This window comes from Maribacter sp. HTCC2170 (genome assembly GCF_000153165.2).
In the GTDB taxonomy this organism is placed as follows: Bacteria; Bacteroidota; Bacteroidia; order Flavobacteriales; family Flavobacteriaceae; genus Maribacter_A.
This window is the reverse complement of the sequence record NC_014472.1, coordinates 613,484-637,714: the sequence shown is the minus strand read 5'-3', so window position 1 is coordinate 637,714 and position 24,231 is coordinate 613,484. Positions and strand designations below refer to the sequence as shown.

Here is a 24,231-nt window from a genome sequence, read left to right as displayed (position 1 = left end):
AAAAATAAGGGTATTCGGTTTCTTTTTGAACGGAACGAAGTATATTTAACCTCCGCAAAAATAAAGGATTCACTTGAGATATTTTATCACTTTTTCATACTTCGGTAAGTCGTATCATGGTTGGCAAAATCAACCTAATGCGCTAACGGTGCAGGAAGTTTTGGAAAATGCCATATCCAAACTTTTAAGGAGTCCAATTTCCGTTGTGGGAGCGGGTAGAACTGATGCTGGGGTGCATGCCAGAGAAATGTTTGCCCATTTTGATTTTAAAGATAGCATTGATTCTAAGGATTTGGTCTATCGTATGAATGCATTCTTGCCGGCCGATATTGCCGTTTCGCAGATTTATCTTGTAAATGGTGAAGCACATGCCAGGTTTGATGCTACAGAACGAACATATGAATATTGGATAACCCAAAAGAAGAACCCTTTTTATTTTGATAGGGCACATTTTGTTAAAAACACTCTTGATGTTAAGGCAATGAATGACGCTGCCAACCTCTTTTTAGGGCGTAAGGATTTTGAGTGTTTTTCAAAATCGAATACTGATGTTCATACCTATTTATGTGATGTTCGCAAAACAATTTGGACAGAGGAGGAAGATAAACTGGTATTTACGATTGTTGCAGATAGGTTCCTAAGAAATATGGTAAGGGCAGTAGTAGGAACGCTTATCGACGTTGGAACCGGCAAAACAAGTTTAGCCGATATTCAAAGGATTTTGGAGAGCAAGGACCGTACAAAGGCTGGGGCCTCAGTACCGGCAAAAGGATTATATTTAACTAAAATTGAATACCCAAAGACTATAACCAAAAATGAGTAAAGAATCTGGAAAAGCATTTGATACTGGTTTGTTCAAACGATTGCTGGCGCACACAAAGCCATATAAAGTAACGTTTTACAGTGTAGCCTTATTCGCTATTCTGCTTTCTGCTTTTGCGGTATTGAGTCCTTACTTTTTACAACAAATTGTTGATGAAGCCATCAAAAAGTCAGATGCTGAAAAATTGTTATTCCTGGTTTTGGCCATGTTGGGGGTTCTTTTGGCCCAAGTCATATGTCAGTTATTGTTCAACTATTACGCTAATTGGCTCGGTGAGTCAGTGATTAAGGATGTTCGGATAAAACTATTCGAGCATATGTTGGATTTCAGAATGAAATATTTCGATAATTCATCCCTTGGTGTCTTGGTGACTCGAGCTGTGGCCGATATGCAACGGATCGGTGAAATTTTTAGTCAAGGCTTTTTTGTGATAGTTGCGGATTTATTGAAAATGATAGCTGCTGCAGCTTTAATGCTTTATATGAATTGGAAGTTGGCATTGATAGTTTTTGCCCTGCTCCCTGTTATTTTATATGCAACAAGGCTATTTCAACAAGCAATGAAAGTTGCCTTTATTGAAGTCAGGGCACAGGTCTCCAATTTAAATTCATTTGTGCAGGAACGGCTGACTGGTATGAAAATAGTTCAGTTGTTCACTAGAGAGAAAATTGAAAGCGACAAGTTTAGGGAAATTAATGAAAAGCATAAAAAGGCATGGTTGAAGACCGTTTGGTATAACTCCATTTTCTTTCCTATTGCCGAGATAGTTTCTTCTGTTGCCATTGGTTTAGTTGTTTGGTATGGCGGATTGCAAAATGTCACTAATATATCTGATAATGTGGCAGGTACTATTTTTGCCTACATACTTTGTATTGAAATATTGTTTAGACCCCTACGGCAAATAGCGGACAAATTCAATACCCTGCAAATGGGTATGGTAGCGGCCAATAGGGTATTTTCAATATTAGATACCGAAAGTAATATAGATGACTTGGGCACGGTGGAAAAGACCAGTGTAAACGGTGATATTAAATTCTCGGATGTGCGTTTTGGTTACCTAAAAGATGAGGAGGTACTCCATGGGGTCTCCTTTGATGCCAAAGCAGGAGAGACCATTGCTATAGTCGGTGCGACTGGTGCGGGAAAATCGACCATTATTAATTTGTTGAACCGTTTTTATGAGATTAATTCCGGCCATATATTAATTGATGGTATTGATAGTAAAGATTATAAATTGGCCTCATTGCGGTCACATATTGCCGTGGTTTTGCAAGATGTATTCCTTTTTGCAGATACTATTGCAAATAATATTTCACTCAAGGATGAATCAATTTCGATAGAGGCTATTGAACAAGCTGCGAAACAAATTGGGGTACATGAATTTATTGCAAGTTTGCCAGAGGGATATCAATATAATGTAAAAGAACGAGGCTCTATGCTGTCTAGCGGACAACGTCAACTTATTGCTTTTTTAAGAGCCTATGTTAGTAATCCCAGTATACTTATTCTTGATGAGGCAACATCTTCTGTTGATACGTATTCCGAGCGATTGATTCAGCGTGCTACAGAAAAAATCACCGAGGGGAGAACCTCAATAATTATTGCGCACCGCTTGGCTACAATCAAAAAAGCCGATAAGATTTTAGTGATGGATGCCGGTAAAATAGTTGAATCTGGGACACATTACGAGTTATTGAAAAAAGGCGGGTATTATAATAATCTTTATGAAGCCCAATTTATGGAAGAAGAGGTAGCTTAAATCAAATCTTCTTTCATCATATTACCGAGCTCGGTAAGGTCTTTGAACAAAACAAACTCTCCATTTTTTATATAGGAAATATTACCCGTTTCCTCACTTACCACTAGGGCCAGTGCATCGGTGCGTTCTGTGATTCCGACTGCAGCCCTATGGCGAAGACCAAAGCGCAAGGGAATATTGCGTTCATTCGAAACTGGTAAAATAACACGTGTGGCAGTCACATAATTGTCTTCAATTACTGCGGCACCATCATGTAACGGACTGTTTTTATAGAAAATACTGCCTAGGATGGGCTGGTTCACTTCTACATACATTTGATCACCACTCGATTTAACAAAATCCAGTGAATTATTTCGTTTGATTACCAAAATGGCACCTGTTTTTGATTCACCCATAATTTCACATGCTCCCAAAATTGCATCAACATCAATATTGGTTCCAATCCCGTCAGTCTTTAAAAAACGGAATCGTTTAATGAAGTTTCGTTTGTTGGCAAAGTTCGTAGAGCCTATCATCAAAAGAAATTTTCTAATTTCCTGCTGAAAAACAATGATTAGGGCAATCAGCCCTACTTGCATAAACCCACCTACCATACTACTGATCATTTCCATCTCAAGTAGTTCGGTAAGCTTCCAAAACCCCCAAATGATAACTATACCAATGAAAATATTTATAGCAACAGAGCCTCTTACAAGTTTGTAAATGTAGTAGAGAAGTACGGCGACTAAGATAATGTCGATGATATCGGTAATCTTAAAGTCGAGAAAATTTAAAAAATCCAATCCTTGCCGTTTTGGTAAAATTAACAAAAATAGATTACAACGTACCTAACTTGATCAGTTCAAATGTTCATTTAATGTAATACATTCAATGGCTTCGGCAACGTCATGAACACGTAAAATCTTGGCACCTTTTTGCAGCGCGATCATATTCAACGCAGTTGTGCCATTCATTGCCTCCTGTGGTGTCACGTCCAATGTTTTGTAAATCATTGATTTTCTGCTTACTCCGACCAAAATAGGTAATTCCAAAGTATTCAATAAATCCATTTTTCGTAACAACTCATAATTTTGTTCTAGGGTTTTACTGAATCCAAATCCGGGATCTATGATTATATCATTGATCTTATGTGCCCTTGCCTCTGACAATCTTTCTGAAAAATAATATAGTATATCCGTCATCAAGTTCTTGTAGTTGGTATTTTGTTGCATGTTCTTTGGTGTACCCTTCATATGCATCATTATATAAGGGGCCTGGTGTTGCGCTACGATCTCAAACATTTTATCATCTTGTTTTCCAGCTGAAATGTCATTGATTATTGATGCTCCTTCATTGAGACATGCTGAGGCAACTGTACTGCGAAAAGTGTCAATAGAAAGTATTGCTTCGGGAAATCGTTTTATAATGGACCTTATAACCGGAACTATTCTGTCTTTTTCTTCATTTTCGGTGATATGGTCTGCTCCAGGTCGTGAACTGTATGCACCAACGTCTATAAAGATCGCTCCTTCAGAAAGCATTTTTTCAACCTGCTCAAGTATGGATGTGTCATTTTCATATTTTCCTCCATCATAAAAAGAATCTGGGGTAATATTGAGTATGCCCATGACTTTAGGTGTGGTTAAGTCAATTAAGTTTCCTTTACAATTTAGGGTCATTCTGTTGATTTTTACTGCAAAGTTGATGCTTTAAAGTTTGATTTACACACTTTAAACCTCGAACTTTGATGTTTAAATATTTTAAGCGAAATTTACGCAAATTAGTGAAACTACATGCAGCAGACTTCTGAACAGTACGATGCCGTAATAAAGACCTGTCGGGATTTATTCCAAAAAAAAATGAAGGATTACGGTAGCGCGTGGCGCATACTAAGGCTTCCCTCATTAACAGACCAAATTTTTATTAAGGCACAACGAATTAGAGGTTTGCAACAAAACGAGGTTAGAAAGGTAGATGAAGACGAGCGCTCAGAGTTCATAGGTATTATCAATTATTCGATTATGGCCTTGATTCAATTGGAAAAGGGGGTTGTTGAGCAGCCCGACCTTTCAACAAAAGAATCCTTAGACCTTTTCAATAAACATATCTCTATGACCAAATCGCTTATGGAGGATAAGAACCATGATTATGGGGAGGCGTGGAGAGACATGCGAGTAAGCTCATTAACTGATTTGATTCTACAGAAATTACTACGTGTAAAGCAGATTGAGGACAATAAAGGTAAAACCTTGGTAAGCGAGGGTATTGATGCTAATTATCAGGATATGGTCAATTATGCGGTTTTTGCCATGATTCATTTAAACGAAGAAACGGAATGAAGTATTTAGTTGCGTTCTCAAGAGTTTTTGTTGGTGTTCTTTTTATCATTAGCGGGTTTATAAAACTCAATGATCCGGTAGGGTTTTCATTCAAACTTGAAGAATACTTTAGCCAGGGCGTATTGGATTTACCCTTTTTGGTGCCCTATGCACTTGCCCTATCGTTATTTGTTGTCATTTTTGAAGTGTTATTGGGGGTAATGCTGTTAATTGGTTTTAGAGCAAAATTCACCTTATGGAGCTTACTGTTGATGATTGTGTTCTTCACTTTTCTCACTTTTTATTCTGCGTATTTCAATAAAGTGACAGATTGTGGTTGTTTTGGTGATGCGGTTAAATTAACTCCTTGGGAATCGTTTACGAAAGATGTTGTTTTATTGGTGTTCATTGTAATACTGTTTGTTGGTAGAAAGTATGTGAAACCAATTTTTGGGTCTAATGCCAAACGTGTGATTACCGCCATTTCTTTGGTGTTGTGTATACTATATGCCAATCACGTTTTAAGACATCTTCCAGCTATAGATTTTAGACCTTATAAAATTGGAGCAAATATTCAAGAAGGTATGAGCGTTCCAGAGGATGCTCCCAAGCCAATATTTGATTACGCATGGAAATTCAATGTGAATGGTGAGGAAAAGATAATTGTGACCAATGGGGATTATCCTTCGGTTGATGGTGAGTTTATCGAGGTAGAGACTACAGAAGTGCAAAAAGGATATGAGCTACCTGTTCATGATTTTACAATAGAACAAAACGGGGAAGATTTTGCTGCTTCATTATTGGAAGAGGAAAAACTTATGATGATCATCGCTTATGATTTAAGGAAGAGTAAACTAAACGCGTTTGAAGAAGTTAAAACGGTTGTGGATTTGGCAGTAGATAAAGGCTACAAGGTAATAGGGATGTCTGCTTCTGGACCTGAACAAACTGATAGGTTAATACAGGAATATGGTTTGAACATGCAGTTTTATTTTACAGATGAGACTACTTTAAAAACAATAGTCCGTTCCAATCCTGGTGCATTGGTTTTGGAAAAAGGGACTATAAAGCAAAAGGTGCATTTTAATGATATTAACGATTTGAATTTTAATTAGGATAAAAAGCATTCAATAAAAAAGATTGTAAAACATTTAAGTGAGTAAGAGATGAGAAGTAAAATAGTAGCGGGAAATTGGAAAATGAACAAGAACCTCGCAGAAACGGAGGCTTTGGTTATAGAGTTAGAAGCAAAATTACCTAATACAGATGCTGAGGTAATGGTGTCACCAACATTTGTGAATTTAGCCAGTGCTGTAAGCAAGCTCCAGGGTTCAAAAATAAAGGTCATTGCCCAAAATATGCACAATGCTGAAAGTGGAGCATATACTGGCGAGATTTCTGCAGATATGTTGTTGAACATAGGTATTGATACCGTGATCTTGGGTCATTCAGAAAGAAGAGCCTATTTTGGTGAGACCGATGAGATTTTGGCAACAAAGGTAAAAGCGGCTTTGGCAAAGAATATGCAGATAATGTTCTGTTTTGGAGAGGAATTGAATGATCGTAAATCTGACAATCATTTTAAAGTAGTGGAAAGCCAGTTACGTAATGCGTTGTTCGATTTGGATCCAAGCGCATGGAGTAGTATCATACTGGCCTACGAGCCCGTTTGGGCCATTGGTACCGGTGAAACGGCATCTCCGGAACAAGCTCAAGAAATGCATGCCTTTATTAGAAAGACCATTGCAAACGCCTTCAATAATGAGATAGCAGAAAATGTTTCTATCTTATATGGTGGTAGTGTAAAACCAGGTAATGCGAAGGAGATTTTCTCAAAACCAGATGTTGACGGTGGCCTTATAGGGGGAGCGGCATTGGTTGCAGATGATTTCGTCGCGATTATCAATGGAATTTAGAGCTAAATAAATATAAAATGTGATGCCCCTTAAAAACTTTTAAGGGGCATTTTATTCATAGGACTATCATGTCGAACATAATTTACATAGAATACGAGTTCATGGTTTCGCCATTGCAACCAGCAACAGATATTCTGATCGCGGAATTGGGTGCTGCCGGTTTTGAAAGCTTTGTTGAAAAGGAGAATGGGGTTCAAGCTTATATTCAGGAAACCGATTGGCATGAGGGTATTCTGGAGGGTGTTTCTATATTGGGGAACCCACTTTTTGAGGTTTCTTATGTTTTAAAGAAAATAGAACAACAGAACTGGAACGCCACTTGGGAACAGAATTTCAATCCAATCACCGTGGGTAACAAATGTCAGGTGCGCGCGCCTTTTCATGAAAAATCAAATACTGAGTTTGATATTGTTATTGAACCAAAAATGAGTTTTGGTACTGGGCATCATGAAACAACACATATGATGCTTCAATTTATTTTGGATCATGATTTCAATGGTAAATCGGTATTGGATATGGGAAGTGGTACAGGTGTTCTTGCCATTCTAGCAGCCATGAAAGGAGCTTCAGCTGTTGATGCCATAGATATTGATAATTGGTGTTATTTGAATGCCAAGGAAAATGTAGAGCGTAACGGCAATCAAGCTGTTGAGGTTTATGAAGGAGATGCAAGTTTGTTGACCAATCAACGCTATGATGTAATTATTGCCAATATCAATAGAAACATTCTGTTGAATGATATTCCTACCTACGTTAAATGTTTGAACCCAAAAGGACAACTTTTTCTAAGTGGATTTTATAAGGAAGATATTCCATTGATAAGCCAGAAATGCAATGAGTCCGGATTGAAATTTGAAAAAAACCTTGAAAATAATAATTGGGTTGCGGTAAAATATGTATTTTAGATTAGTTGATATCATGTATAATTTAGTTGACGATGGGTACCAAGGAAAAACTTTCAGAGGAGCTACTTTTAGAGAAGGAAGCCGTAAAGCAGAATGAAATCGTACTTTTCAATGATGAGGTAAATACTTTTGATCATGTAATTGATACTTTGATTGCTGCATGCGATCATACGCCCGAGCAGGCAGAACAATGTTCATTGATTGTCCACTACAATGGAAAATGTACAGTAAAGACCGGGGAATATAAAGATCTTGAACCAAGATGTTCCAAGCTTTTACAAGCAGGTTTAAGTGCCGAAATTGTTTAGATCCACTTCTTACATATCATTGCTTATTATTTTAGTTGTATTTTCTTCTTGTAAGCAGAAAGCCACCACATTAATCTGGGAAGAGAATTTTAATGGTGATACGCTCAATGCCTCAAACTGGAATTTTGAATTGGGTGATGGCTGTCCTAACCTTTGTGGTTGGGGTAACGATGAGCCCCAGATTTATACTCGGACCAACCATTCGTTAAAAGATGGTTATCTCTATATAACGGCCAAAAAAGAAGATTCGTTGATCACTTCAACACGAATCACAACCAAAGACAAGTTTGAATTTAAATATGGTAGGGTCGAGGCACGTGCCAAATTACCATTAGGGGTTGGGGTATGGCCTGCTTTCTGGATGCTCGGCTCAAATATTACTGAAGTAGGTTGGCCACTTTGCGGTGAAATTGATATTGTGGAATATGTAGGCAAGATGCCTGATGAAATTTTTACCTCATTGCATACCAAAGATAGTCACGGCAATACCATTAATACGAAAAAGACCAAAGCGAAAGATATTGAAGAAGGCTTTCATACTTACATGGTCGATTGGTCACCAGAGAAAATTGGGTTTTACCTTGACGATAGTCTTATTTACACCTTCAATCCAAAAGAGCGTACAAAAGAAGTATGGCCCTTTGATCAACCATTTTATATGATTTTGAATTTGGCAGTTGGAGGAAACTTCGGCGGCCCGGAAATTGATGACTCCATGTTTCCTCAAGATTTTGTCATTGATTATATAAAAGTATTTCAAAATTAGAAGCTTTTTTCTACCATTGTGGAGCCTGAATTTTATTTATTGTCATTTTCTGCGCAATGAAGTGATAATTCATAGTTATGCTTTTTGAGTGCTTTTTTGCTTTGTTATTGTCTAAGAAATAGACTAATTACGGTTAGTCATAGCTTTGTTTATTGAGTAATTTTGGATGTTAACCAATAGGAAAAGCCATGTCTTCATTAGAAAAACTATCAGTAAAGGAAAAAATCGGATATGCGTTAGGAGATGGCGCGGCAAATATTGCATGGAGAGGTGTAGCCACCTTTTTGTTCATATTTTATACTGATGTTTTTGGGTTGAGTCCTGTTACTGTTGGGGTTTTGATGCTAGTCGCTCGTTTTAGCGATGGTATTAGCGATGTGTTGATGGGTATCATCGGGGACAGAACAAAATCAAAATACGGTAAATTCAGGCCTTGGATTTTATGGACAGCAGTTCCATTAGCGGCAATTCTTTCATTGTTGTTTATCAGCCCTGATTTAGGTACATCAGGTAAAATTGCATATGCCTACATAACCTATATATTCTTTACGCTGATATATACCGCGAATAATGTGCCTTATGGTGCGCTTATGGCTGTGATGACGGGAGATGATAAGGAACGTACGAGCTTGGGTTCTTACAGAATGGTCGGTGCTTTTGGTGGTGGTATGTTGGTGCAAGGAGCCTTGCTTTTTTTGGTGGCCTATTTTGGGAATGTAAATCCTGATGTCGAAGTAAATAAACTTGCTGATGAGAAATTTAGGGTAGTTGTTTCTGCTCCATCCGATGTAGAAAATGTGAACATTAAAACAGAAGATGGTATAGCCATGTTCACTTGGGAGGAAACAGAATCAGCTTCCGACGAAAATACACCTACGCACGGAAAGAGTTTTTCAATTGAGGCAGATAAAAAATACGCCTTTATAGTTGACGGAGAAGAAAACCTTTCACAGGATAAGATTACAATCATTGATCAAAAAAAGGGGTACAGTAATTCAATGTATTTGATGTCTATATTTTTGGCGATATTAATGTTCTTGACATTCTATACCACCAAGGAAAGAATTCAACCACCAAAAGAGCAGAAGAATAATCTTAAAAAAGATTTCAAAGATTTAATTTCTAATAAACCTTGGCTAGTACTATTGGTCATTGGCCTTCTTTTCAATGTTTATAATTCAATAAAACAGGGTATTGTTATTATTTACTTTACCCACTATCTAAATGATCAATTGTTAGGGGCTTCGTTCCTTATTGGTTTAATGATTGCTTCGGTGATTGGCGCAATGGTCACTTCACCTCTTGGAAAAAAGTTCGGAAAGCGAAATCTCTTCATATACGCCCTTATTTTCTCTGGAGGTGTAAACGCTTTACTTGCGTTTTGTGGCCCAGAAGATATTGGTGCAATATTCACTATTGGTATTATTTCAGAGTTCGCAGCTGCAATATTCCCAACCCTATTCTTTGCCATGCTCGGTGACGCTGCTGATTACTCCGAATTCAAGAACGGGCGAAGGGCTACTGGTCTAATTTATTCAGCAGGCTCATTTGCCACCAAGTTTGGTGGTGGTTTAGCTGGTGCCATAATAGGTATGATATTGGGTGCTTTCCATTATAATGGTCAGGACGCTAATTCTATCCAAGGGGCAATTCCGGGGATAATAATGTTGATGAGTTGGGTGCCGGCAATAATTACGGCAATAGCAGCAGGTTTAATGCTCCTTTATCCACTCACACAAAAGAAACTTGATGAAATAACATTAGAGTTGAAAAACAGAAGACTTCAAGAATAAAATTTACTAAAGATTAAAGATTTAGAATATGAAATATGGTCATTTTGACGATGCTAATAAAGAATATGTCATTACCAATCCCAAAACACCTTACCCATGGATCAATTATTTAGGGAATGAGGACTTTTTTTCCCTAACGTCGAACACAGGTGGAGGGTACACTTTTTATAAAGATGCGAAATTTAGAAGATTAACACGCTACAGGTATAACAATGTTCCAGTTGATAATGGCGGAAAGTACTTCTACATAAAAGACGGAGATACAACCTGGTCACCGGGTTGGAAACCGTTAAAAACACCTTTGGATTCTTACGAATGCCGACACGGAATGAGCTATACCAAATTCAATAGTTCAAAGAATGGTCTAGAAGCTCAGATTTTACAGTTTATCCCATTGGGATTTTGGGGCGAGATTCAAAAAGTATCATTAAAGAACACTGCCTCAGAAACCAAAAAAATAAAACTCTTTTCTTTTATTGAATGGTGTTTGTGGAATGCCGAGGATGATATGACCAATTTTCAGAGAAACTTCTCCACAGGTGAAGTTGAGATTGAGGATTCAACCATTTACCACAAAACGGAGTTCAAAGAACGTAGAAACCATTATGCATTCTATTCATCCAATCGCCCAATAGATGGTTATGATACTGACCGGGAATCGTTTGTGGGGTTGTACAATGATTTTGATAATCCTGATGTAGTGAATGATGGTACACCAAAGAATACGGTTGCACATGGTTGGTCACCCATAGCTTCACATTATTTTGAGATTGAGTTACAGCCAGGGCAACAGGAAGATTTGATATTCATGTTGGGTTATGTTGAGGTCGATAAAGATGATAAATGGGAGAGCAAGGGTGTCATAAATAAGAAACCTGCAAAGGCAATGATATCCCAGTTTGATACTGTTGAAAAAGTTAATGTCGCCTATAATGCCTTAGCGGTATATTGGGATAAACTATTGGGTAAGATTAATATTGATTCCGGTGATGATCGTTTGGACCGTATGGTGAACATCTGGAACCAATACCAATGTATGGTCACCTTTAATATGTCACGCTCCGCTTCTTTCTTTGAATCAGGAATTGGCCGTGGAATGGGATTTAGGGACTCCAATCAGGATTTAATAGGATTTGTACACCAAATTCCTGAAAGGGCAAGAGAGCGTATTTTTGACATAGCATCCACACAGTTTGAGGATGGTTCGTGCTATCACCAGTATCAACCTTTGACCAAAAAAGGGAATTCCGCTGTGGGAGGGGATTTTAATGATGATCCCTTATGGTTGATTTTATCGACCACAGAATATATCAAGGAAACGGGTGATTTTTCGCTCTTGGATGAAATGGTGCCTTTTGATAATGATGAATCAAAAGCGAAACCACACTTTGACCATTTAAAAGCTTCTTTCTATCATGTTGTGAACAATCTTGGCCCTCATGGACTTCCATTGATTGGAAGAGCGGATTGGAATGATTGCCTCAATCTGAACTGTTTCTCTGAAAACCCAAATGATTCGTTCCAGACCACCGGAAATAAAAAAGGTAGAACAGCTGAGTCATTAATGATTGCGGGTCTTTTTGTAGTCTACGGAAAGGAGTATGTAAAATTATGTAACCGAATAGGAAATGAAGCTGAAGCTAATAAAGCGCAAACACATGTTGACCAAATGATTGAAGCTGTAAAGCAGCACGGTTGGGATGGCGATTGGTACTTACGTGCTTATGACTATTTTGGAAAGAAAGTCGGTTCCAATGACAATGAGGAGGGCAAGATATTCATAGAATCACAAGGTTGGTGCTCCATGGCCGAAATAGGTAAGGAAGAAGGAATGGTTGAAAAATCAATGAATGCCGTTAAGGAGCATTTGGATTGTGAATATGGTGTTGTGTTGAACTACCCAGCTTTTACAAAGTATTATATAGAATATGGTGAAATATCAACCTATCCAGCAGGGTACAAAGAAAATGGCGGAATCTTTTGTCATAATAACCCTTGGATAATGATCGGTGAGACCATTTTAGGTAGGGGAGATCAAGCCTATGAATACTATACCAAGATTGCACCTAGTTTCTTAGAGGATATTTCTGAATTGCATAAAGTTGAGCCTTATGTGTACTGCCAAATGATCGCAGGTAAGGAGGCCCATACACCGGGTGAAGCCAAAAATTCTTGGTTATCCGGTACGGCTTCGTGGAATTTCTTTGCGATTACCCAATACATATTAGGTGTGAAGACCGATTACGACGGACTTGTTATCGACCCTTGTATCCCTACCAAATGGAACGGATTTAAAATGACGCGGGAGTTTCGGGGAGCAACCTATAACATAGAAGTTCAAAACCCAAACCACGTAAGTAAAGGGGTGAAAACAGTACTTGTAAACGGGTCTGAAATTAAATCGAATACAGTGCCCATTTTAGAAGCGGGCAAAGAACATTCGGTAATGGTAATTATGGGATAGTTGTTAGTGCGGTAGCTTGTCCTTGATGACCCCATACACAAAGGTTCCTAGGACAGCTGCTGCAATAACGATCAACATACTAAAAACACCTGTACCCACAAGAATATACATAGGTCCCGGGCAAGCACCTGCCAGGGCCCATCCCAAGCCGAATATTGAACCTCCTAAAAGCGCTCGAATAAAACCCTTTTCTTTGGGTTTTAGATTTATTTTTTCACCGTGAATATTCTTCAACTTTAAAAGTTTTATCAGGCCCACACCAATGACCCCAAGCACCACGGCAGAACCAATTATGCCATACATGTGAAAGGATTGGAACTTGAACATTTCGTAAATACGGTACCAAGAAACCGCCTCTGATTTAACTAGGATTATACCGAATATAAAACCTGCGAATAGGAATTTTAGAAACTTCATTATGCTGTAAAGATTAGGGGTAAAATAAAATGTGTCATGATCAATCCGCCTATAAAGAAGCCAATAACCGCTATCAAAGAAGGTTTTTGAAGGTTACTCAAACCAGAAATTGCATGGCCCGAAGTACAACCTCCGGCATATCTTGTACCAAAACCGACCAAAAAACCAGCAATGACCAATATCGAAATACCTTTTAAGCTTAAAACAGCATCCCAGCTATAAAGCTCGGACGGTAAAATATTTTCTCCAACATTATTAAAACCTAAGGCGTTTAAATCTTGAATTGTAGCATCAGAAACTTGAATCGTAGAACCGTCAGATAAGAACTGTACGGCAACAAAACCACCTATAATGGCACCTAGTACCACAACAAGGTTCCAGCGTTGTGCTTTCCAATCAAATTTGAAGAAATCTGCGTATTTACCAGCACCTCCTATACTACACAAGGTTCTTAAATTGGAAGACATACCAAAGGTCTTTCCAAAATAGAACATCAAAAGCATTACCAAGGTAATCAATGGCCCAGAGACGTACCAGGGCCAAGGTTGAAGTATATATTCCATCCACGTATTTTTTGCAAATATAGGTAAACGCTTAGTTTAGGATGACATTAGGGAAAAATAAGAAATGATAGTCGCTACGTTAACTTTTTTGAGAAAGTTTGGAATGTATTTTGAATTTCAAATCTTATGATGCAAGCTTACTTGTAGCTGCTTCTTACTCCAATTATCCGTTGTTTGGTTCATGATACCTACTTGAACTTTCAATCCCTTTTTTATTATATATCCCAATGCCAAGTAGAATCTGTTACGATCAAAAATTTCAACGGTATTTTCGTTTCCTGTATCGCGTTGCCCATTTATGAACAGCTCGTTATAAGCGGCTAGGTAAATTGTTTTTTCTTCCATCACCGATTTGTTTAAAGGAATGTTCAAAAATAAATTATACCTGTACCGGGTTCTAAAATCTTGATTTTCAACAAATCTTTGTTCGTAACGAAAACGGTGATTTGTAAAGAGCCGTTTACCAAATTGCACGGGAAACAAAGCTTCTTGATAAATTCTACTTTCTGTGGTTGTTGCAGTATTTGAACCGAACACACCAGTCGTAATATTCCCATAACCAAGGGTTAGTTTAACAGCTGAGTTTACAGGTTTATAGGTGATGCCTCCTCGAATCAATAATTGTTCAAGGTCTCCACCAAGGTTCCAATTACGATATTGGATATCTCCTTGTGCACCCCACTGGCTTTCTTTAAAAGAAGTATCAAAGAAATACATATACCATGCTCCCAATTTATCTTCATTTATCTGAGCTTGCCCCACCTTAGGAAGGAAGAGCATAATACATAGAAAGGTTAAGAAAACACTTTTTTTCATTTTAATACTATTTTAGAATTAGTAACTAAATCGATCATCTGTAATTGTATGGCCTCAGCAGATGTGCTCGCATTATTTTTACGGAAAAATAATAAATTCCAACAATTTTTTAAAGAATATCTGCATATTAGCCAGCACGTCCAATAATACATAAGGTTTTTAGATTGGAAGAAATACCAAGGCCACGTTTAAGTATGTTTTCAACGATGTAGTTATACGAACGAATGACGGTAGGATTGCGAAATTGGATGAATTTGTAAGGTTTTAGGTTTATTCAGAGAAAAACGATTCCGTTATAATGATGATGCCCACATGATCCAAGGGGTGGCAAGTAGAAAGATCACTATGTTCAAAACCGTGACTATCGCACCTTGTTTATAAATGTCTTTAGAGGGCAAAAAACCACTTCCAACAAATAATACATTTGAACTTGAAGCCTGTGGTGTAATTGCGGCAAATAAATTGGTAGCGAATGCGAGCATAAAAGCCATCAAGGCTGCAGGTACTCCAGCATTCACGGCCACTTGTAAAAAAACAGCGTACAAAGCAAGCAAATGTGCAGTCTGGCTCACGAACAGATAATGAATCACAATATACAGAACAGTTAAGAGAATATATACAGTAACCCAACTATAACCACTAATGTAGGTCGCTAATTGGGCACCCAGGGTCTTCATAAATCCCATATCGTTCAATGCTGTGCTCATCATGTATAAAATGGCGAACCAAATATAGGTTTCGAGCGCGTCTCCGCCACCTTGGCGAATGTCTTCAACGGTGTATACATTGGCTAATATCAGGATTGCTAATCCAAGAAAGGCAACGATGGCAAGGTTTAAATTCAGTACGGGGGAAAAAGCCCATAGGAGGATCATTCCAAAAAATGTACCGGCCATAATCCATTCCTGTTTGCCCATGGGTCCCATTTCAAGAAGTCCTTTCCGCGCAATTTCGGGTGCTTCAGGCGTGAATTTATTTCCCGGCGGAAACAGTTTATAAAGTATGAAGGGAATGGCGATAAGCGCGATAATACATGGTACAGAAGCCACGAAGACCCAATTGCCAAAACTCATGTTTACACCAAATTGGGCAGCGATTCCCGCACCAATGGGATTGGCGGCCATACCGGTTAACCATAGGGCAGAACTTATCGTTTGACCGGCAATATAGGTCATCATTAGATACGTGCCTGTTCGCTTTCTTCCCTCGGGTGTTGGCAGAGATCCAGTGTCCAGACATAACGCATGGGTAATGGGGTACATAACTCCCGAACGCGCTGTATTGCTTGGGATAGATGGTCCTATAATGGTATCGGTAATAACAAGACAGTAGCCTAGGTTTAAGGTTGATTTCCCAAACCGTCGAATGAGCAGAAAAGCAATACGCCTTCCCAAACCTGATTTAATGATTCCCTTTGCTACCAAAAAAGCGGCCAAAATAAGGAGGATAAAACTTTCGGAAAAACCGGAGAATGCTTTTTCAGGCGGAAGCACCCGTAATAAGACTACGGCCACCAATGCAATAATAGAAGCGGTGAAAATAGAAAGGGCCTCAAGTAAAACACCAATGATGGCAGTAAAAAAAATAGCGAACAAATGCCAAGCGTCAGGTGTTAGATCCCAGGGTATGGGAAGGTGCCAGATGATGACACCAAGTAGCAGGGTTATACTTCTTTTTACCCATAGTAATTTATGGTTAGTTGATGGTTGGTTCACTTTAGTTGTACTTGTTTGATTTATAATATGTCTTTATTGAATTTTCATAATATATTTTATAAAGAATTTCTTCGGGCAAATCAATTCCTTTGAAATTACCACTTATCTCTGTTGATTCACAATTATCACTTGTTGACAGAAACTTCCAATCATCGATAAGTGAGGATATCAGTCTTTTTGGGTTGTCGTATGCATCTGTACCGTATAATATCCTATCGGAATATTTGATGAAAAAATTCCGAATATCGTCATATCCATTTTTTGATTGCAATTGTATATGCCCTAAACGCGAGGATAAATCAACTTTAAAGTTAGGGTATTTATCAAAACGTTGGGATAATTCTTCATGACTCCATTCTAAGCTTCCCAAATGTGCACCAACAAAAGCCAAATCGGGAAACTTTGCCAGTACATTATCCCTAGCTTGTATCTGCCGGTTATAGTGTGGTATTTCTGGATGTAAATACGCATGGAATTCGGGATTGTTGGTATAATACAGCTTGTTTCTATTTGATGTCATTTCGTCCAATGGCAGCCAACAATTTTTGGGTTCTCCTAAATGGGCCAACAATGGGATTTTGTTCTCACTTAAATAATCAAATAGCGGGTCAAAAAATGGATCATCAATCATTAAATAGCATTTATCGGATGATTTAATAAGTTCCATTCCAATATTCTTCCAAATTTTAATCCCAACTGCTCCTAATTCCATCGATTTTTTAATTCGAGCAATAGTTTTCTCGTACCACCCTTCATTTTCCCATCCATCCATTTCAAAACTGGCAATAAATGAAAAATGTTTTTTGTCTTTACCAATATATTCCAAGGCTATGGTTTCTTGTATTTCTATTGATGGAAATACGTTGGCGTTCGTATTTATATTTATGAGCTTTATATTATGTTCTTTTGCAATTTTCTCATAAACCGGATTGTAAAAGGTTGAATGAAAATGGGAATCAATTTTTGGTAAGCTCTTGAATAATTTCATAACTGTAAAAACATGTCCAATCTTTTATTTTAAAAGATATAAATGGGATTTTAAGGTCCAGATACTGCCTGTTTTATAAAGTTACGCATTTTCGCTTTCAAGAATACCGCCCACAATGGATTATGGGTTCGGTTGTGGCAAGCTTTTGTAATGCAAATAATTATTTTATTCGATAAAGAGTTGACTTATCAATACAGTTTTCAAGAGGGCCACAGGGGTCATAGTCAAATACCAATTTCTTGTTTTGGCTAATTGAATAAGAAAAACTCCATGTTTCGTTCTCAGTAACCAATACAAGTTCGTTGATATTTTTTAATTCCGAATACTGATTGTCTAAAGGTTCTGCCCCCCAATGTTCAAAAATAAGATTCAGTCTATTTCCTTCAATCCCATAATGGCCCAAATATCTATGGCTATAGGCTAATATACTGCCCGAATCAATGTTCCTAATAAAGCTTCCGTACTCGAATGATTGATTTAAATTGAAAGTATATTGGACCACATGTTCAAAGCCTTCTTCTTGAACACTTGAAATATCACCAATTTCCAGTATAAATGTATTTTCCCATATACCAACTAAATCAGTGTTTATTATGTCATCGTTGTCTTTAGAACAAGATAAAAAAGAAATCAATAGAAGATAAAACCCTATTTTTTTCATTTTAATGATTTTTGACCTGTTAATATGATGATCAGAAAAGGGAAAAGTTGCGTCGAATATTGCCTTTAGTATATTATGATATTGGTTTTTTTGCTATCAGATCAACTGTTAGCCACTTTTTTTTTCATTCAATTCAATTGTTTTTTAAAACTACAGAACAAGAAATTCTGTGTTGTATCAAAGGGTGTTAAATGGTCTTCTGTTACACATTTAATTTTGACAAATCCATCTTTTAATTCAGATGTTAATTCATCTTCGTTGTATTGTTTTATATCAAGTCCGCTACATTGTTTGGGTCCATTTTGTGAAAAGGTTCCGATCGTCAAGAATCCCTTGACGGATTTTCTAGCGGTTATCATATATTTTTTTATTTGGTCGGGCGAAGTGAGAAAATGAAAAGTCGCTCTGTCGTGCCAAACATCAAAAGTCATATTTGATTCAAATTCTGTAATATCACTTACAATCCAATTTACTTTATTTGCTTTTTCTCCAAGTCGATTTTTTACTTTTTCAAGTGATTTGGCAGAAATGTCAAGTACAGTAATATTTTCAAACCCTTCATCAAGTAAGTGATCTACAAGTTTACTGTCGCCACCACCAATATCAATTATTTTCGAAGTCTTATTTAGCCCGAATGAATGTATAAAGTCAAGTGAAGTTTTTGGTATTTCTTGAGTCCAACTTACTTGCTTTGGATTTTTTGTTTCATAAACAGTTTCCCAATGTTTCTTTCTGTCTAATTTCATTCCTTTGGTTGTTTTCTAAGCTTTAGCTGAATGCGTTACATGGTTTGGCTAAACTGCATTTTTATTTTTTGTTTTAACTCTTCGATCACCGTATTATAATACTTTATTGATAAAGTCTTACCCAATCAACGGTCATACTAATTGGAAGTTCCTCTGGATGTGTTATCATTCCTGGCCAGGCATGTTCCATCTGTTGATCAATAAGTAGGTAAAAAGGCTGGTCAAATGGCCACTGGTAGGTACCTGCTCCCGGCACCTTTGGGTATTCATAGGACGTAACACCATTTACAGCATAAACCAACTTGTCGGGATACCAACTCACACTATAAATGTTGTAATCAGTTGTGTCAATAGGTGCGGTTGCAAATTTTTCGGGCTCAGTCTGCTTCAGGGTAATGGTGTAATGATTGTGTGTGGTTTGATAGGCAAAGTCATCATGATTTAATGTTTCCATAATATCCATCTCCCCATTATGCTGATCTGGGTAGATATCCTTTTCCGAGAGCATCCAAATTGCAGGCCACATTCCAAAGGCCTGATCTAGCTTCGCTTTAATCTCAATACGGCCATATTGAAAAGCGAACTTTTCCCAGGAATAGATTCCACCAGTCAGATAAGGACGTGGATCTCCTGTAACTGAATCTGGATTAATTATACCATTCAAGTGAATATTGTCTTCATCAAATGTAACTACCCGAGAATCCGTTGCGGAAATATATCTGAAACAGTTATCTACTTCTCTCCATTGCTCTATTGGAACTTTCCATTTTGACGATTCGAACAATCCTATGCGGCTCCAGGTATTGGTATCAAGAGAGTCTTTGTTAAAACTGTCTTCCCATACCAGTTGCCATTCTGTTGAATCATTCCGCCTTTCTTCTTTTTGAATATATATATATTCATCGGTTAGTACGTAGGGTTTTTTATCGCATGAAAAAGTAATCATGATTATTGTTGTAAATAGGGCAAGTAAAGAAAGCTTTTTTATTTTCATTTTATGTGTTTTCTATACATGGTTGGCAACCGTATTTTATTTAATATTATAATTTCTGAATGCTGGACAAAAGTTGTCTATAACGTATTTTGCATTTTTATTATTAATTCTAATATTTTGTGAATCACAGAGATTTCCTCCTCCGTAATGACCATTCAGAGCATAACTTAATTTGGCATTTTTTGGGTTTTCGGTACACTTAATAACTAATGTATTACCCTTTTTTATATAAGGTTCGTTACTGATAATGTCTTCTCCTTTTTCATTTTTAAGGCTAAACCCATAATTCTTTTGTTTCCCATTAAGATTATGAAATTTATCCGCCGATGTATCAAACCTCATTGGAGAAACGGGAACTTCAAATTTGATCGATAATATCCACTCAGAATCCTTATTTTTTACTTTATATTTTATTGGGGAAAATGTATCCATTGAGACATTGTCATTTACTATTCTTTTGGCAACTATACCTAACTGAATGCCCACAGTAGCTCTATCTCTCGGATGCCAAAGATCACCATAATCATACTGATACATAGCTCCGCCCATAAAAACATTGTTTTTTTCTTTTGCCAATTTTAATTGAGCAAAACTAGGGCCGCAATCATCATATGTTCTAGGGTTTTCGATTGAAGGGTATGGCACAGTTCCAATTACAGGGGCAGTTTGGTAGGTGATAAAGACAACATCCTTTTTTTGCTTGGTTATTGACTTGATGTCATTATTTAAATCAATGAATATCCTTTTCAATTTATCATAATACTGTTCTTCAGTGTCTGTTTTTACATTTGCTTCTCCTTGAACCCAAAAGAGACAAGGAACACCAAAAGTTTTGTTCGTCTTCTTCGAAAATTCATATCCCTTTTTAACTCCTAAGAGAAGACGTTGATAATATTCAGTGTTTTTTGATAACTTTTCAATAGAAATACCTGAATAACCTGGAGTTGAAAGTAAAAATTGATTGTCAAATTCGGATAAATCTATATTGTCCTCCTTTTCGAGAAGGTTCATCCAACTTACTGCAATTGAAGCAGCAGGAGGCCAACTTTTATTGGTTATTGAATCTAAAAGAACAAATTCATCTCCGTAGAAATTGGCAACACTCTCAGGGTTATTAATATTGACCTTTGAAGCCCATTCATTACAACCTCCTTTAAAAGAAATAGTATTTCGGAAGTTGCTTTGGGAATTTGTGGCTCCTCCTCCCACTGATAGACTTTGTCCGTAGCATATTAACATATTAACGTTGTAATCAAATTTCTTGGTGAATGGTTTTTCTACTTGACCATAAACGAATTGATTACAGCAGAGTAATACAAATAAAACAGCTGGGGTTAGTGCAATTTTTATTTTTGAAAGTATATTCATTTTATTCATATATAATCATGTAGCTAATCCCTATTCATATTTTCTTCAACGACTTTATCAAAATCTTCTGTAATATGCTTAGGTAATTTTGATTTGCCTATCCATTCGATACCTCCATAAACCCCTGCTTTTGAAAAATCAAAAGGTCTGAAGTTTATTTTTCTAATGCTTTTATTATTTCTTAACCTAAAATCAAAATTAGGGGCGTCTTTAAAATTCGGATTCTTTATAATGCTATTTATATCATTCCCCGATTTTTGCCATTCCTTAAAAGATTTACCATTAAAATCATAGGTATTGCCTCCTGTATTCCAATATAAGTTGCTGTCCATGTAAATATCGATTTTATTCCAGGCCCCATTTAAAACAACACCTTTATCAAAAACAATAATATTGTTGCTAAAATTAAATGAGCGATGTTCTTCAACTCTTGTGCATTGTGCCTGATACATTTTGGAATAAGCAAAAATATTGTTTCTTATGGTATTGTTTTTACCATAATGTTGGTGGAAACCACCGGTTTTGGTGCTATAAACCAGGTTGTTTTCCATTACAATGTCAGACGAGCCTTCATCTGGGTATAGCCCCCATCCTCCATAAGAATATGCATGTACATGGTGTATGACATTGTTGCTAACAACAGTTTCTTCTGATTTACCCAAGGTATAGACGGCAGCCATATCGCTTAATAAGTCCCAACCAATATGGTGGATATTGTTGTAAGTAATTTTATTTCTTTTGGCGAAACTTGGTTTATAGCCCCAAATCCATCCTACTGAAATACCTGTGTAGTAAAAATTTCCAATATCATTATGTGTTATTTCATTTTCAGAACTATGTCCTACCCATATGCCAACAGCGGGTGGAAATTCCTGCCCTCCTGAATGAATAATATTGTTATCTAATTTAATATGATGTGTATGTTCAACACCTTCTAATGGAGCAACATCACCTAAATAAATGCCACCACCCCCAATATTGTTGATATAGCATTGACTTAAGAGAGAATTGCTACATCCTTTACCAAACCATATGGCGTGTTGCCCTGTATGGGAGATTTCACAATTAGAAAAAGCAATATTTTTTGCCCCTACAAGCATTACGGATGAAGGAATTTCGGTTGCCGCCTGATTTGGTTCAAACCCGGTTCTTGGTAAACGATAATGACTATGCTTGAATGCAAGGCCTTCAAATTTGATATGCGTTACAAATTTATTATTGGCTATGTCTCCTTTAATGGATATTAGATTCTCTAACACTGGTGCTATCACCTCTGTGTTTTCAGGAGTTTGCCCAGGTAGCGGTATATATGACAATATGCCCTCATTATTAAGAAACCATTCTCCAGCTGAATCTAAAGCGGATTCATAATTTTCAAAAACAATACGGCCATCTTTTTTTAATGGATTCCATGGTTTCATTCCCTCGCCGGAAGTGAACAATGCCAAGCTATCTTTATCAATTTTATCGATATGTCTAATAGTAAAATCCCACTTATGATACGTACGGAAACGTATAAGTTCTAAATCATCATCACTTAGTCGCTGTATTGATTCAAAATCATCTTTATCAAAAGTTAATATTTGTTGCGCTTTTTCTGGAGTACGTCCAGTTCCTCTTTCCCAAATATTTTCTGCAACGCCACCTATTTTTAAAAAGCCTATGTTTGGGGTTCGAGCTAGAACCGCTCTTTTATTATTAACATAGAGCTGGTCGAATCTCCATTTATAGTACTTGCTTTCCGGAATGGTTGTTTCCCAAACACCATTTTCCTTTATGGTAAATCCACCTATCTTTTTTCCTCCACTAAAAATCGGAGAAGCTCCTCTTTCCGCTTTATAAAGTATAGGATGTTCAGATGTGCCACCATCTTCATGCGTTAAAACAAAAGGCTCTTTCATAGTATAAATACCATCAGCAATGGTTACAACAAAGGAAACTGATTGCACATTCTTTTTTTTGTATTCGCGAATAACATTGCGAGCCCCTGTCAATGAAGCTAATGGTAGTTCTGATGTGCCTGGGTTTAAATCATTTCCCAATGGGGAAACGTATAGTCTATTTTGGGCATTTATAATTAAATTACAAAAAACAAATGCAATACTAATAAAGATGTTTTTCTTCATTTCTTTAGAATCTTTAATCGATATTAATTGTTGCCAGCGGTCTGGCAAAATGATACGCTGCGGACGCCGTCTGCGAAGTATCGGGTGGGTTGTCACACCTATAACTAGGCTATTCCTGCCGTAGTATAAAGTTAGCTAATTGCGCTGATTTCCGTTCAGGAAAACCACCCGAAATGGATTATGGGTTTTAGCACCTTGGCTACTATTACTTATGAACCTTATTGCAGCATCTTTTTGCTGCCTATCTTAAGTAAAATCATGCTGAAACCAATTAAGGTTAAAACGTACCCAAAAACTAATCGAAAAGGTAATGGGATTATATTCCACAGAATAAGGGCAGCTAAAAGAATCAGTAGTACTCCCATTATGTTTTCTTTCAAATAATTCAGGCTTAAAATCAGTAATCCTAAGTTGAAAATTTTTGAGCTTGGGCCAATAGTTATAAAGGGTTTCCAAATTGACGGAACCTGTGAGATATGATTGGTGAATTCTATTCGCGTTTCTTCAGTGGGAAAACTCCACCATATGAAGTCCAATACACACATCCCAATGATACAAACGATCCCAATTAAGGTTAAAGGAATTCCGATCAAGCTATAGATTTTTTTAGGAAAAGTCACCGTTTGGGGAATCAGCAAAGTTACGCCGACCAATAAAAACCAATGGGCAAAATCGATGGGCTCCTGATTATATACAAAATCATTGCCCTTGGCCAATAATAATTGACCTATTAAAAAGAAAATAAGCCCGAATAGAAAGAGTAATCTATTTGTTAGGCCAGGTTTTGGATTCATATTTTCAATCAC

At 37.2% G+C, this 24,231-nt stretch carries 23 protein-coding genes; 10 read left to right on the top strand and 13 right to left on the bottom strand.

Annotated features, from left to right (window positions below):
- Positions 1-73 precede the first annotated feature (73 nt).
- Both truA and FB2170_RS02980 read left to right on the top strand, forming a co-directional pair.
- The gene (gene truA, locus FB2170_RS02985) at positions 74-823 is read left to right on the top strand and encodes a tRNA pseudouridine(38-40) synthase TruA (protein ID WP_041632650.1); all 750 of its coding nucleotides are present in this window, start codon (positions 74-76) and stop codon (positions 821-823) included.
- Positions 816-2,582, top strand: coding sequence for an ABC transporter ATP-binding protein (locus FB2170_RS02980; protein ID WP_013305025.1), 1,767 nt, complete (start codon positions 816-818; stop codon positions 2,580-2,582). The genes truA and FB2170_RS02980 overlap by 8 nt, the downstream gene beginning before the upstream one ends.
- Here FB2170_RS02980 and FB2170_RS02975 read toward each other — a convergent pair.
- Both FB2170_RS02975 and folP read right to left on the bottom strand, forming a co-directional pair.
- Positions 2,579-3,364: a diadenylate cyclase gene (locus tag FB2170_RS02975; protein WP_041633007.1), complete on the bottom strand. Its 786-nt coding sequence runs from the start codon at positions 3,362-3,364 to the stop codon at positions 2,579-2,581. The genes FB2170_RS02980 and FB2170_RS02975 overlap by 4 nt on opposite strands.
- Before the next feature lie 54 nt (positions 3,365-3,418).
- Positions 3,419-4,240: a dihydropteroate synthase gene (gene folP, locus FB2170_RS02970; RefSeq protein ID WP_013305023.1), complete on the bottom strand. Its 822-nt coding sequence runs from the start codon at positions 4,238-4,240 to the stop codon at positions 3,419-3,421.
- Between the two features lie 114 nt (positions 4,241-4,354).
- Here folP and FB2170_RS02965 point away from each other — a divergent pair, with 114 nt between their 5' ends.
- From FB2170_RS02965 to FB2170_RS02930, 8 genes are all read left to right on the top strand, one after another.
- On the top strand, positions 4,355-4,900 hold the full coding sequence (locus tag FB2170_RS02965) for a DUF1599 domain-containing protein (protein WP_013305022.1): 546 nt from the start codon (positions 4,355-4,357) through the stop codon (positions 4,898-4,900).
- The gene (locus FB2170_RS02960; RefSeq protein ID WP_013305021.1) at positions 4,897-5,994 is read left to right on the top strand and encodes a BT_3928 family protein; all 1,098 of its coding nucleotides are present in this window, start codon (positions 4,897-4,899) and stop codon (positions 5,992-5,994) included. The genes FB2170_RS02965 and FB2170_RS02960 overlap by 4 nt, the downstream gene beginning before the upstream one ends.
- 51 nt (positions 5,995-6,045) lie before the next feature.
- On the top strand, positions 6,046-6,795 hold the full coding sequence (gene tpiA, locus FB2170_RS02955) for a triose-phosphate isomerase (protein WP_013305020.1): 750 nt from the start codon (positions 6,046-6,048) through the stop codon (positions 6,793-6,795).
- Positions 6,796-6,863: 68 nt separating this feature from the next.
- Positions 6,864-7,700: a 50S ribosomal protein L11 methyltransferase gene (prmA, locus tag FB2170_RS02950; RefSeq protein WP_041632649.1), complete on the top strand. Its 837-nt coding sequence runs from the start codon at positions 6,864-6,866 to the stop codon at positions 7,698-7,700.
- 32 nt (positions 7,701-7,732) lie between these two features.
- Entirely contained in the window at positions 7,733-8,008 is a 276-nt protein-coding gene (locus tag FB2170_RS02945) for an ATP-dependent Clp protease adaptor ClpS (RefSeq protein ID WP_013305018.1), read from the top strand.
- Positions 8,001-8,774 carry a family 16 glycosylhydrolase gene (locus tag FB2170_RS02940; RefSeq protein WP_013305017.1) on the top strand — a complete coding sequence of 258 codons (774 nt, stop codon included), beginning with the start codon at positions 8,001-8,003 and terminating at the stop codon, positions 8,772-8,774. Before FB2170_RS02945 ends, FB2170_RS02940 begins: the two co-directional genes overlap by 8 nt.
- 188 nt (positions 8,775-8,962) lie before the next feature.
- Entirely contained in the window at positions 8,963-10,567 is a 1,605-nt protein-coding gene (locus FB2170_RS02935; RefSeq protein ID WP_013305016.1) for an MFS transporter, read from the top strand.
- Between the two features lie 28 nt (positions 10,568-10,595).
- Entirely contained in the window at positions 10,596-13,031 is a 2,436-nt protein-coding gene (locus FB2170_RS02930) for a GH36-type glycosyl hydrolase domain-containing protein (protein ID WP_013305015.1), read from the top strand.
- Between the two features lie 3 nt (positions 13,032-13,034).
- Here the strand turns inward: FB2170_RS02930 and FB2170_RS02925 are convergent, their stop codons facing one another.
- The 11 genes from FB2170_RS02925 to FB2170_RS02875 all read right to left on the bottom strand — a co-directional run bounded on the left by FB2170_RS02925 (position 13,035) and on the right by FB2170_RS02875 (position 24,219).
- A complete protein-coding gene (locus FB2170_RS02925) occupies positions 13,035-13,448 on the bottom strand; it encodes a DUF6691 family protein (RefSeq protein ID WP_013305014.1) in 414 nt (137 codons plus the stop codon).
- The gene (locus FB2170_RS02920; protein ID WP_013305013.1) at positions 13,448-14,011 is read right to left on the bottom strand and encodes a YeeE/YedE family protein; all 564 of its coding nucleotides are present in this window, start codon (positions 14,009-14,011) and stop codon (positions 13,448-13,450) included. The genes FB2170_RS02925 and FB2170_RS02920 overlap by 1 nt, the downstream gene beginning before the upstream one ends.
- A 117-nt stretch (positions 14,012-14,128) precedes the next feature.
- Complete coding sequence (locus tag FB2170_RS02915; protein ID WP_013305012.1) at positions 14,129-14,827, bottom strand: DUF2490 domain-containing protein; 699 nt, start codon at positions 14,825-14,827, stop codon at positions 14,129-14,131.
- Between the two features lie 293 nt (positions 14,828-15,120).
- On the bottom strand, positions 15,121-16,542 hold the full coding sequence (locus tag FB2170_RS02910) for a DASS family sodium-coupled anion symporter (RefSeq protein WP_041632648.1): 1,422 nt from the start codon (positions 16,540-16,542) through the stop codon (positions 15,121-15,123).
- Position 16,543: 1 nt separating this feature from the next.
- Positions 16,544-17,530, bottom strand: a complete 987-nt coding sequence (locus FB2170_RS02905; RefSeq protein ID WP_013305009.1) for an amidohydrolase family protein — start codon at positions 17,528-17,530, stop codon at positions 16,544-16,546.
- Positions 17,531-17,690: 160 nt separating this feature from the next.
- The gene (locus FB2170_RS02900; RefSeq protein WP_013305008.1) at positions 17,691-18,191 is read right to left on the bottom strand and encodes a lipocalin family protein; all 501 of its coding nucleotides are present in this window, start codon (positions 18,189-18,191) and stop codon (positions 17,691-17,693) included.
- A 128-nt stretch (positions 18,192-18,319) separates the two neighbouring features.
- Entirely contained in the window at positions 18,320-18,937 is a 618-nt protein-coding gene (locus FB2170_RS02895) for a class I SAM-dependent methyltransferase (RefSeq protein ID WP_013305007.1), read from the bottom strand.
- A 103-nt stretch (positions 18,938-19,040) separates the two neighbouring features.
- Positions 19,041-19,931, bottom strand: a complete 891-nt coding sequence (locus FB2170_RS02890; protein ID WP_013305006.1) for a glycoside hydrolase family 16 protein — start codon at positions 19,929-19,931, stop codon at positions 19,041-19,043.
- A 36-nt stretch (positions 19,932-19,967) separates the two neighbouring features.
- Positions 19,968-21,308 carry a hypothetical protein gene (locus tag FB2170_RS02885; RefSeq protein ID WP_013305005.1) on the bottom strand — a complete coding sequence of 447 codons (1,341 nt, stop codon included), beginning with the start codon at positions 21,306-21,308 and terminating at the stop codon, positions 19,968-19,970.
- Positions 21,309-21,322: 14 nt separating this feature from the next.
- Positions 21,323-23,425 carry a right-handed parallel beta-helix repeat-containing protein gene (locus tag FB2170_RS02880; protein WP_013305004.1) on the bottom strand — a complete coding sequence of 701 codons (2,103 nt, stop codon included), beginning with the start codon at positions 23,423-23,425 and terminating at the stop codon, positions 21,323-21,325.
- A gap of 218 nt (positions 23,426-23,643) precedes the next feature.
- Entirely contained in the window at positions 23,644-24,219 is a 576-nt protein-coding gene (locus tag FB2170_RS02875) for a hypothetical protein (protein WP_013305003.1), read from the bottom strand.
- Between the last annotated feature and the right edge of the window lie 12 nt (positions 24,220-24,231).

What these genes read in the sequence shown, in the direction of transcription:
- FB2170_RS02915 (WP_013305012.1), bottom strand. Translation starts at nt 14,827, where the DNA reads ATGAAAAAAAGTGTTTTCTTAACCTTTCTATGTATTATGCTCTTCCTT.
- FB2170_RS02895 (WP_013305007.1), bottom strand. Translation starts at nt 18,937, where the DNA reads ATGAAATTAGACAGAAAGAAACATTGGGAAACTGTTTATGAAACAAAA.
- FB2170_RS02880 (WP_013305004.1), bottom strand. Translation starts at nt 23,425, where the DNA reads ATGAAGAAAAACATCTTTATTAGTATTGCATTTGTTTTTTGTAATTTA.
- FB2170_RS02875 (WP_013305003.1), bottom strand. Translation starts at nt 24,219, where the DNA reads ATGAATCCAAAACCTGGCCTAACAAATAGATTACTCTTTCTATTCGGG.
- FB2170_RS02890 (WP_013305006.1), bottom strand. Translation starts at nt 19,931, where the DNA reads ATGAAAATAAAAAAGCTTTCTTTACTTGCCCTATTTACAACAATAATC.
- FB2170_RS02960 (WP_013305021.1), top strand. Translation starts at nt 4,897, where the DNA reads ATGAAGTATTTAGTTGCGTTCTCAAGAGTTTTTGTTGGTGTTCTTTTT.
- prmA (WP_041632649.1), top strand. Translation starts at nt 6,864, where the DNA reads ATGTCGAACATAATTTACATAGAATACGAGTTCATGGTTTCGCCATTG.
- FB2170_RS02920 (WP_013305013.1), bottom strand. Translation starts at nt 14,011, where the DNA reads ATGGAATATATACTTCAACCTTGGCCCTGGTACGTCTCTGGGCCATTG.
- FB2170_RS02930 (WP_013305015.1), top strand. Translation starts at nt 10,596, where the DNA reads ATGAAATATGGTCATTTTGACGATGCTAATAAAGAATATGTCATTACC.
- FB2170_RS02900 (WP_013305008.1), bottom strand. Translation starts at nt 18,191, where the DNA reads ATGAAAAAAATAGGGTTTTATCTTCTATTGATTTCTTTTTTATCTTGT.
- FB2170_RS02885 (WP_013305005.1), bottom strand. Translation starts at nt 21,308, where the DNA reads ATGAATAAAATGAATATACTTTCAAAAATAAAAATTGCACTAACCCCA.
- tpiA (WP_013305020.1), top strand. Translation starts at nt 6,046, where the DNA reads ATGAGAAGTAAAATAGTAGCGGGAAATTGGAAAATGAACAAGAACCTC.
- FB2170_RS02980 (WP_013305025.1), top strand. Translation starts at nt 816, where the DNA reads ATGAGTAAAGAATCTGGAAAAGCATTTGATACTGGTTTGTTCAAACGA.
- FB2170_RS02905 (WP_013305009.1), bottom strand. Translation starts at nt 17,530, where the DNA reads ATGAAATTATTCAAGAGCTTACCAAAAATTGATTCCCATTTTCATTCA.
- FB2170_RS02945 (WP_013305018.1), top strand. Translation starts at nt 7,733, where the DNA reads ATGGGTACCAAGGAAAAACTTTCAGAGGAGCTACTTTTAGAGAAGGAA.
- FB2170_RS02935 (WP_013305016.1), top strand. Translation starts at nt 8,963, where the DNA reads ATGTCTTCATTAGAAAAACTATCAGTAAAGGAAAAAATCGGATATGCG.
- folP (WP_013305023.1), bottom strand. Translation starts at nt 4,240, where the DNA reads ATGACCCTAAATTGTAAAGGAAACTTAATTGACTTAACCACACCTAAA.
- FB2170_RS02965 (WP_013305022.1), top strand. Translation starts at nt 4,355, where the DNA reads ATGCAGCAGACTTCTGAACAGTACGATGCCGTAATAAAGACCTGTCGG.
- FB2170_RS02925 (WP_013305014.1), bottom strand. Translation starts at nt 13,448, where the DNA reads ATGAAGTTTCTAAAATTCCTATTCGCAGGTTTTATATTCGGTATAATC.